Here is an 8297-nt window from a genome sequence, read left to right as displayed (position 1 = left end):
ATTGCCGGTCGCTCTAAGTGCCGACCACTAAGCGGCAGGCCTGTCCAGGCGAGACACGCTCACGACGTATCCATCCGGACCGGGTGGCGGTCCGCCGCGGTCTCTTGTGTGATCTCGTTGCGCAGCGCCTTCAGCGCACTGACGTAGATCTCCGAGAAGGTGGGGAAGGGCTGGATGACATCGCGCAGCACCTCGAGCGGCACGCGGGCGCGGATGGCCAGGGTGGCCTGCTGCAGCCACTCGCCTGCCTCGGGGCCGAGCGCGTAGGCGCCCGTCAGCCGGTCGCCGTCGCTGCACAGCGTCAGGAAGCCGTTCGACCTGGCGTAGGCGTGGGTGTAGGTGGCTGTCTTGGACACCTCGGACACCAGTGCGGTCGCGGTGAACCGGCCCTCGGCGGCGCCGACCGCGGCCGCCTGTGGGTCGGTGTAGACCACGTCCGGAACAGCCTCGTAATTGGCCTCGCGGGGCTCACCGAGGATGTTCGCGGCGACGACTTCGCCCTGGTACTTGCCGACATGGGTCAGCAGCCGCACCCCGGTGACGTCGCCGATGGCCCACAGGCGCTCACCGGCGCGCAGGTAGGCGTCGACCGCGACGCCGCGCCGGTCGGCCTGGACACCGAGCGTCTCCAGGCCGATGCCGTCCACGCGGGGACGCCGGCCGGTGGCGACCAGCAACCGGTCGCCACGTAGCTCGCGGCCGCTCTCGAGGGTCAGCACGTAATCCTCGCCGTCGCGTCGCGCCGCGGCCGCCCGCGCGCCGAGGAGCAGCTCGACGCCGTCACGGCGCAGAACCTCACCGAGCGCCTCGCCGAGTGGCGCGGGCTCGCGGGCCAGCACGTGTCCCGCGCCCTCGACGAGGGCCACCTCGCCGCCCAGCCGGCGCACGGCCTGAGCCATCTCGACACCGACCGGCCCACCGCCGACGATCAGCAGGCGGCGCGGGACGGCCTTCATGCCGGTCACCTCGCGGTTGGTCCAGACACCGTCCAACTCGCGCAGGCCCGGGACCGGCGGCATGACCGGATCTGAGCCGGTCGCCAACACCACATGCGCCGCCGCGTAACGCCGGCCGTCGACCTCGACCACGCCGGGCCCGCTCAGGCGCCCGGTGCCGCGGATCAGGTCGATGCCCTTGCTCGCCAGCCAGGCCTGCTGCCCGGCGTCGGAGTGGTCCGAGACCATGAAGTCGCGATAGGCCAGCGCGCCCGCGACATCCACTCGCGCGGTGGCTCCCACCTCCCGCGCCTGACACACCGCCTCGCCGGGGCGCAGCAGCGTCTTGGACGGGATGCACGCCCAGTACGAGCACTCGCCGCCGACCAGCTCCCGCTCTACCAGCGCCACCCGTAGGCCGCCATCGGCCAGCTCGCCAGCGCAGTGCTCGCCCGGTGAGCCGCCCCCGACGACGATCACATCGTAGTCGCGGCCGGTCATCCGCCAGCCACCCGCACGTCCCGCGCGCCCACCATGTACCGCGCATACCAGTCTGGCCAGTCCGGGCCGGCCCGCCCGATCTCTTTCTCGTGCCTGCCGGGGACGGCCGCCGTAAGCCCCGTGCCGAGTGCCACGCAGAAATTCTTGGCTCGATCCACATCGGATACCGGCAGCGGCACCACCTCAGGTCTTATATTAATGATCTTGCTCCTGTCCTGTTGGCGCCGGTGGCTGTGCCAATGACAATGCCACCGAATCGGGTCTGGGACCCAGGCTCGCGCCACCCATTGTCAAAGTCCAGGAACGCCTGGCGCATCACCCACAGGACGTGAGCCGTCGGCGCCGTCTCGGGACCATCTGCTCGAATGCTGTCAGTCTCACGGGCCGAGATGCGCCGGATCCGTCCGCGATACCGGAGACGACCGGTAACGTCCTGCATGCCGGACTGCGCTGGTCCGGGAGGTTCGAGCCGGTTGAAGAGGGGTTCGCAGTGGAGAGCGTGCAGGCCACCGAGTTCGGGCCGTTGGCGGCGCTGGCCGGGGAGTGGGAGGGCGACGAGGGCCTCGACGTGGCCTTCTCGAACGCCGAGGGCCGCATCGTCGAGACGCCGTTTCGTGAACGTATGTCGCTCAAGCCGTTCGGCCCGGTGGCGAACGGCCCGCAGGTGCTGTATGGCTTGGACTACCGCACCGCCGCGTGGCGCGCAGGGGAGGAGAACCCCTTCCACACCGAGGTCGGTTACTGGTTGTGGGACGCCGTTGCCGGCCAGGTGATGCGTTGCTTCAATGTGCCCCGTGGGCAGAGCGTGCTGGCTGGCGGCACAGCGGCGCCGGACGCGACCGCCTTCACCATGCGGGCGGAGGTGGATTCGGAGACGTACGGGATCCTGTCCAACCTCTATCTGGCGAAGGCCGCCCGCACGATCGGTTTTGAGGTCACGGTGACAGTGCGGGCCGATGGCGTCTTCGCCTACAGTGAGAAAACATTGATCACCCATGCCCGCTGGGATGGCGTGATCGAGCACACCGACCGCAACGTGCTGCACCGTATCGTAGGCTGAGCGGAAACAGTGCCCCGGCGAATGGCCCCGGCGAGCGGTTCCCAACAGCCGGTTCGGTGACAGCGGCCAGCGCCGCGCTCGATTTCGTGGCCAACCGCCGCCGTGCTGAACAGGTGCTCGGCGTCTCGTATGCCTTCGGGGCTGGTCCGGATATCGCCGATCAGGAGATTTCTGGGCGTCCGCCCGGGTCAGCGAGCGGGAAAAGTGTCGTGCAGCGCGCGGAGAATCTCTCCGTGCGCTGCCTCGATGTTCCCGCGGGGAAACCGGATCTCCTGAATCCCGGCGAGGTTGGAGAACTCCTCGACGCCTTCTTCCCGGATGATGATTGCCTTTTCGAAGCCCAGTCTGCCCTGGAAAAGGCCGGTCTCGTGAACCACGTTCTGGCGCGACCGGACGGTACCGAAATGCGTCTCGTCGTCCGCGGTGTGGAGGAGTAACGCGAAGTCCGCCTGCTGGAGCATCTCCCACACGACGTGCGCCGCCGACCGGCCGTAGCGGGGCGCGCTCTCGAAGGTCACCACCTGGAAGCCGAACTCGGACAGGTAGTCCTTGAGGATGCGCCACAGCTGGTTCGGCCCGCCGTGCCCGATGAAGATCGTAGGCTGCCGCCCGCCAATCGCCCGTCCTTCGGGAGCTGTTTCGGGCTGGCGAGCACGCGGCACCGCCGAGCTCGAATCGTCGATCACCTCGAGAATAGTACGGGACATCCGTTCGTCTGGTAATTCGACGACCAGCTTCGCCCGCGGCGGGCGGAAGCGGTAGTCGAAAGAAAAATCGAAGAGCTCATACCGCGGCCCGTTAATGCTGATCTTGCCATGCTCGGACTGCTCGGGGTCATATGTGCTGAACCAGGCCGGCCGGAACACCAGCGCGTCCCCGCTGGGTGTGGACAGCCGCCGGGTAACGGGCCGGGCGGGTGTCCCCGACGGATAGAGTTCCAGTGCGACGACGGTGATCTCCACGTCATCGCGGCCGTGGTCGTCCTCCCAAGCGGCTTTCACGAACTCGTACCACATGTCATAGGCGCTCGCGAGCTGAGCGTCCGGCACACGGACAGCCATGTCGACTGCGGCCCTTGGCATTCAGGAACGTCCTTTCCCCGCTGGCACCGGCCAGATTACTCTGCCGGTCCTCGAGCGGTGCACGCCGTGTGCAAGCGGCGTAAAAGATGGCCCTGTCGACGGGCGACAGGCGTCGGCCGGGCCGATGCTGGCCAGGTGGTCAGGAACAGGCGAAGATGAGGAGGTGGTCATGCCAAGTGAGGCTCAGCCGATCGGCGCACTCAGCCGGAGCGGTTTGAAGATCAAAAAACTGTCCGAGCTCAGTGAGCCTGTGCTGGAGTCCTTCTACACAGAGGTCCTGACACCGGCCTTCCCGCCGGACGAACTCATTACCTGGGACGAACTGCGCGGGGCCGCCGCCGCCGACCTGGGCCCCGGCGCGCTGGTCCTCGATGGTGAAACCCCGCTGGGGGGAATGCTGGGTGAGATCTACCCCCGATCCGGGGTGCTCCTGCTCAGCTACATCGCGGTGCGGGCCGACGCGCGCGGTCGCGGCATCGGCCAGACGCTGCTCACCGATGTCATCCCCCAGTGGCGGGCGGCCATCCGGCCGTCGTTGGTGATTGCCGAGATCGAGGATCCGCGTTTCCACCAGCCGAATGTTTACGGTGACCCGGCGGCCCGGCTCAGGCTGTACCAGCGGACGGGCTCCAGGCTTCTTCCTATGCCGTTCTTCCAGCCGTCTCTGCGGCCTGGCATACCGCGGGTCTTTGACATGCTGCTGATCTGTCCAGGCGAAACCATGCCGACAGTGCCGGCAAGGACCGTGAGCGCTTTCCTCGACGAGTACTTCGAGCTGTGCGAGGGGAGCGAGGCCCGTATTGTTGACCCCGATTATCAGGAGCTGCGGCGGTTCGCCGAGCGGGGCGATGGTGACAGGCTCCCCCTGTGGCCGCTGGACCGTGTGCGGGAGATACCGAGATTCACCGAGGCTGGTTAGTGACGGGTTCACCGCACATCGTGCTCATCGACGGGGATGACACGGCTGTTGGCATGCTGATGGACGCTCACCACCGGTTTGCCGTCCTGCTCGCGGCGGCGGTCGGGGCGCGTCCCGCCGCGGCCGCGCTGGTTGAGCGCGCCTGGGTCGACACCGTCGCCGCGGCCCTGACCCAGGTGGGAACACCACTCCCAGGGGTCCGGGCGAGTCTGCTCGATGCCCTCCTGCGGCTGTTGCGGGAGCATGACCAACTCGATGACACCGATCCCGTCGGCGAACCGCTGACGGGATCACGAGCGGGCTTTTTCCTGCCTCCAGATGACCGCTGGGCGGGATGGTGGGACACCGGCCTGCCGTCCTGGCCAGCTGGCCAGGTACCCACTGCCGACCAGGTGCTTCACGCCGTGCGCCGCCTTCCGCCGCGCCAGCGGACGCTTCTCATCCTCCGGGACGCGGCAAAGCTGTCGGTGACCGAGACCGCTCACATCATGGGCGTGCCAGCGGAGGAGCAGGGCAGGCTCCTCGACGGCGCTCGGGAGGCATATGTGGCGCATCTTGATGAGGAGGTCAGGGCCGGTGACAGCGGTGATCTGGACGGCCGCGGCCGGAACGCCGGAGGAGAGCAGTGCTGAGGGCGCTGGACGTCAGCTGTGACGTTATTTTCGACCTGGTGGGTGCCTGGTACGACGGAGAGCTGACCGAGGGCGATCAGAGCGCATTTGAACAGCATCTGCTCTTCTGCCCGCCTTGCCTCGCCTACAGTGAACGGGCGCGCCGGTCGCTGGTGGCGTTGACAGCGGCGGCCACGGCAGTGGTGCCCGCGGGGCTGGCGGCCCGGGTCACGGCGGCGGCGCTGGCCGCCGCCAGGCCTTCGGGCGTGCGGAGAGAACAACGATGAGCTACTACAAGTTTCTCCGTCCGGCGGGGACAGGCCCGTTCACCGGTTACCCCTGGGGGGCGACGCGGGGCAGGTGGGTGCAGGCCAGCCCGGCCATGCCGTGCAAGGCCGGCATCCACGCCTGCCGGGTAGAGGATCTGCCCTACTGGCTCACCGAGGAGCTCTGGCGGATCGATCTCGATGAACCGCTCATCATCGGCGCGAACAAGGTCGTGGCCAGACGTGGTCGTCTCGGCATGCGGGTTGCGGAATGGACGGGCGAAACCGCTCGGGAATTCAGCGTCGCCTGCGTCTGCCGGGTCGCCCACCACGCTGGCGCTGAGCTCCGGGACGCGGGGCTGCCTTCGCTCGCCGAAGACATCGAGGCCGCCGCGGCGGCCTTCGCCCAGGCCGGAAGGGGCGATGTGCTCGACGCGCCGGCTCGTGCGGGGGCTGAGGCGCCCGTCCGGGAACCGGGTTCCACAGCCAACCTGCTGTCGGCATACGTGATCGACGCGCTTGAATCGCTCGACGCCGACCCTCCCGCGGCTGTCGCCTACATCGGGGCGCGGGCCGCCAACCAACGCAGTGCCGTGATGGAAAGCGACCCATATGTCACTGAACGTCGCTGGCAGGCGTTGTGGCTTGCAACCCGGCTGGGGCTGCCCGCCCCGTTCCCGCAGCCCCCGCAGCCCCCGCCGTTCACGTCGTGACGCGCCGTGTCGTGAGGTGCGTTCAGCCGAGGCGGAGCAACTCGACATCGGCATCCGAGGGCGGTTCATCCTCGTCGAAGACGCCCCACTCGTCCATGAAGGCGGAGTCCGCCGACCGCAGCTCGGCGGGTTCGGGCGCGCGCGGGAACAGCCAGCCGCGTAGCGCATGTACATCCGAATCATCGAACATCCGGCGGACGTCGTCCTCGCCGGTTTGCCCAGTGCTTGAGAACAGGCGTCTGGCCGGCTCGGTCCGTCGCGTTGCCTCCTCGATACCGGAGCGACTGAAGATTTCGCATAGCCGGGTCACTGTCCGGGTGGTCATCTCCTCGTAGAAAACGAGGTTGTACGCGTCCGGTGGGTGCGGGACGCCCATGAACCGGTAGGCGTGGACGACCGCGCGATAGTAGTCCGCGAATGCCGCGTCGGTGTTTCCCATTGCCCACTGCACGTCCGCGCGTACACGGAAGAGATTTGCGATCAGTTCTTCGTCCCAGTCATCTGTTTGCGCGGCGAGCTGGGCCAGGCGCTGCGCCGAAGAGCTGGCGCGGGCGGTCGCCTCGTCCAGCGCGCCCCGTTCCAGCGCCAGGTCAGCGACTTCGAAAAGCAGCCAGGCGACGTTCCAGTCGTCCGCGAGCTCCTCGAACACGGCCAGCGCCTCGTTGTAGTAGCGGCCCGCGGCAGGGTCAGCCGGGTCATGGAATCGCCTGCTGTGCGCGAGAAATATTTTGATCAGACCGTTGACCCGCCCCAGCTCTCGTTCCTCTTCCGCGGTGGCGTCGACACGTGCGCCACGACCGAGCCCACAGAGGCGTTGCACGAGCAGCAGCCGGTTGCGGATGTCGTTCCAGGGGGCATCGGTCTTGAGATAGCCAGGCGGGTAGTTGTCCAGCACGAAGGCCAGTGCCTCGCCCAGCTGGTCGTCCGGGTTATGCTGGGTCGCGGCGGCTATGGAGCCGACGTTCCCGGCGAGTGAGTCCTCCTGGTGCCAGGTACGCTCCCAGTCCTCCAGCAGTCGTCGGTTGTACTCGAACGGGCAGTAGCACCCCCACCACCAGAAGGCTTCCAGAAACACGAGCGCGAAGCGTGCCCGGGTGATCGTGCGGTTCCGGGACACCCGCCGGGCGTGGAACAGCCACTCCCGTTTGTATGCCTGCCAGCGGGGATGTTCGTAGCGATACCAGGAACTGTAGGCGCCAGTCGTGTCGTCCTCCCATTCCGACACGAGGCGGAAGTAGTGCCGGGAGGCTTTCTGATGGAGATCCTGCCAGGTGCGGGGATGCATGGTCCGCAGTTCCCGGCTCAGTGACAGGCGGATGAACTCGTGCAGACGGAAACGGTCGGACGGTTCGTCGGCGACCGCGAGTATCTGCTCGGCAATGCCGTACCCTTTAAGGGTCTGGATGACATTTCCGACATCGGGATGCTCGTTGTCGTCTTCCGTCAGTAGTTCCGCGAGTAACGGTTCGTCGAAGGTGTTGACCACGGCGCAGGCATGGACGGCTCTGGACAGCCGGGCATCCCGGACGGCGTCAACGATGAGACGGACGAGACCGGCCCATTTCTCCCACGGGTCGTCAGGCAGCCGTTGCAGCGTTCGCCGCAGGTCCGCCGCCTCAAGTTTGTCCGGGCCCGTCTCGCCGACCAGGTTCGCCGCCAGCGACAGGCCACCGGGATGCCCCGCCGTGAAGTCGTGGACGACATCGGCGACACCTGGCCGCAACGCACCGTGAAAGGTCTGGTCGAGGTAGGAGACGACTTCGTCGCGGGACAGGTAGGGAAGCTGCCGGACGTGCCATCGATTCGATCCCGCGGTGAACGTGTGCTGCGACGGTATCCGGGCGATGACGACCAGGGTGTTCGTCAGGCGCAGCGCCATACGTGCCAGCCAGTACCCCATCTCGTCGTCGGCGATGCGTTCGAAGGAATCCATGGTGATGAGGATGTGCCGACGCCGGCTCCACTCCGCCCAGCCGCTGACGAAGGCGTCGTCGATGGCGGACTGTGCCTGGCGGATCCGGGCCTTGACAGTCTCGGGCTCGTCGCCTCCGGCTGGGTCATGCGGCCCGGTGCGTTCGGCTTTCGGCGCGCCACCGAGCAGCCGCGTTTCGCGCTCGCACAGTTGGCGGAAAGCGTCGAACTCCCGCGCCCGGGTTCGGTCCGTCACCCGAAGCATCAGTTCCCTCGTCCGGGCGAAGGTCTCCCACAGG

At 67.6% G+C, this 8297-nt stretch carries 9 protein-coding genes; 5 read left to right on the top strand and 4 right to left on the bottom strand.

The window, feature by feature from the left end:
• Window positions 1-59 precede the first annotated feature (59 nt).
• Window positions 60-1436, bottom strand: a complete 1377-nt coding sequence (locus tag MJ785_RS17005) for an NAD(P)/FAD-dependent oxidoreductase (protein WP_239381745.1) — start codon at window positions 1434-1436, stop codon at window positions 60-62.
• Window positions 1433-1570, bottom strand: a complete 138-nt coding sequence (locus tag MJ785_RS17000; protein WP_239308208.1) for a hypothetical protein — start codon at window positions 1568-1570, stop codon at window positions 1433-1435. Before MJ785_RS17000 ends, MJ785_RS17005 begins: the two co-directional genes overlap by 4 nt.
• Window positions 1571-1926: 356 nt before the next feature.
• Here MJ785_RS17000 and MJ785_RS16995 point away from each other — a divergent pair, with 356 nt between their 5' ends.
• A complete protein-coding gene (locus MJ785_RS16995) occupies window positions 1927-2496 on the top strand; it encodes a heme-binding beta-barrel domain-containing protein (protein ID WP_239308209.1) in 570 nt (189 codons plus the stop codon).
• 188 nt (window positions 2497-2684) lie between these two features.
• On the opposite strand, the gene MJ785_RS16990 is transcribed toward MJ785_RS16995, so the two are convergent.
• A complete protein-coding gene (locus MJ785_RS16990; RefSeq protein ID WP_239381743.1) occupies window positions 2685-3578 on the bottom strand; it encodes a TIR domain-containing protein in 894 nt (297 codons plus the stop codon).
• 169 nt (window positions 3579-3747) lie between these two features.
• Here MJ785_RS16990 and MJ785_RS16985 point away from each other — a divergent pair, with 169 nt between their 5' ends.
• The 4 genes from MJ785_RS16985 to MJ785_RS16970 are packed head-to-tail and all read left to right on the top strand — an operon-like array spanning window position 3748 to window position 6087.
• A complete protein-coding gene (locus tag MJ785_RS16985) occupies window positions 3748-4497 on the top strand; it encodes a GNAT family N-acetyltransferase (protein WP_239381741.1) in 750 nt (249 codons plus the stop codon).
• Window positions 4497-5129, top strand: coding sequence for an RNA polymerase sigma factor (locus MJ785_RS16980; RefSeq protein WP_239381739.1), 633 nt, complete (start codon window positions 4497-4499; stop codon window positions 5127-5129). The genes MJ785_RS16985 and MJ785_RS16980 overlap by 1 nt, the downstream gene beginning before the upstream one ends.
• Entirely contained in the window at window positions 5123-5395 is a 273-nt protein-coding gene (locus MJ785_RS16975; RefSeq protein WP_239308213.1) for a zf-HC2 domain-containing protein, read from the top strand. The genes MJ785_RS16980 and MJ785_RS16975 overlap by 7 nt, the downstream gene beginning before the upstream one ends.
• Window positions 5392-6087: a hypothetical protein gene (locus MJ785_RS16970; protein ID WP_239381737.1), complete on the top strand. Its 696-nt coding sequence runs from the start codon at window positions 5392-5394 to the stop codon at window positions 6085-6087. The genes MJ785_RS16975 and MJ785_RS16970 overlap by 4 nt, the downstream gene beginning before the upstream one ends.
• 22 nt (window positions 6088-6109) lie before the next feature.
• On the opposite strand, the gene MJ785_RS16965 is transcribed toward MJ785_RS16970, so the two are convergent.
• The coding region (locus MJ785_RS16965; protein ID WP_239381735.1) for a hypothetical protein at window positions 6110-8297 on the bottom strand (2188 nt) is incomplete at its 5' end.

The sequence above is a fragment of the Protofrankia sp. CiT1 genome, assembly GCF_917627335.1.
Classification (GTDB): domain Bacteria; phylum Actinomycetota; class Actinomycetes; order Frankiales; family Frankiaceae; genus Protofrankia.
Note: the sequence above shows the minus strand (reverse complement) of the source record. Positions and strands in the feature narration are given on the sequence as shown.

Bases quoted from the DNA above. Each gene is read 5' to 3' on its own strand.
- MJ785_RS17005 (WP_239381745.1), bottom strand. From the start codon at position 1,436: ATGACCGGCCGCGACTACGATGTGATCGTCGTCGGGGGCGGCTCACCG.
- MJ785_RS16990 (WP_239381743.1), bottom strand. From the start codon at position 3,578: ATGCCAAGGGCCGCAGTCGACATGGCTGTCCGTGTGCCGGACGCTCAG.
- MJ785_RS16985 (WP_239381741.1), top strand. From the start codon at position 3,748: ATGCCAAGTGAGGCTCAGCCGATCGGCGCACTCAGCCGGAGCGGTTTG.
- MJ785_RS16970 (WP_239381737.1), top strand. From the start codon at position 5,392: ATGAGCTACTACAAGTTTCTCCGTCCGGCGGGGACAGGCCCGTTCACC.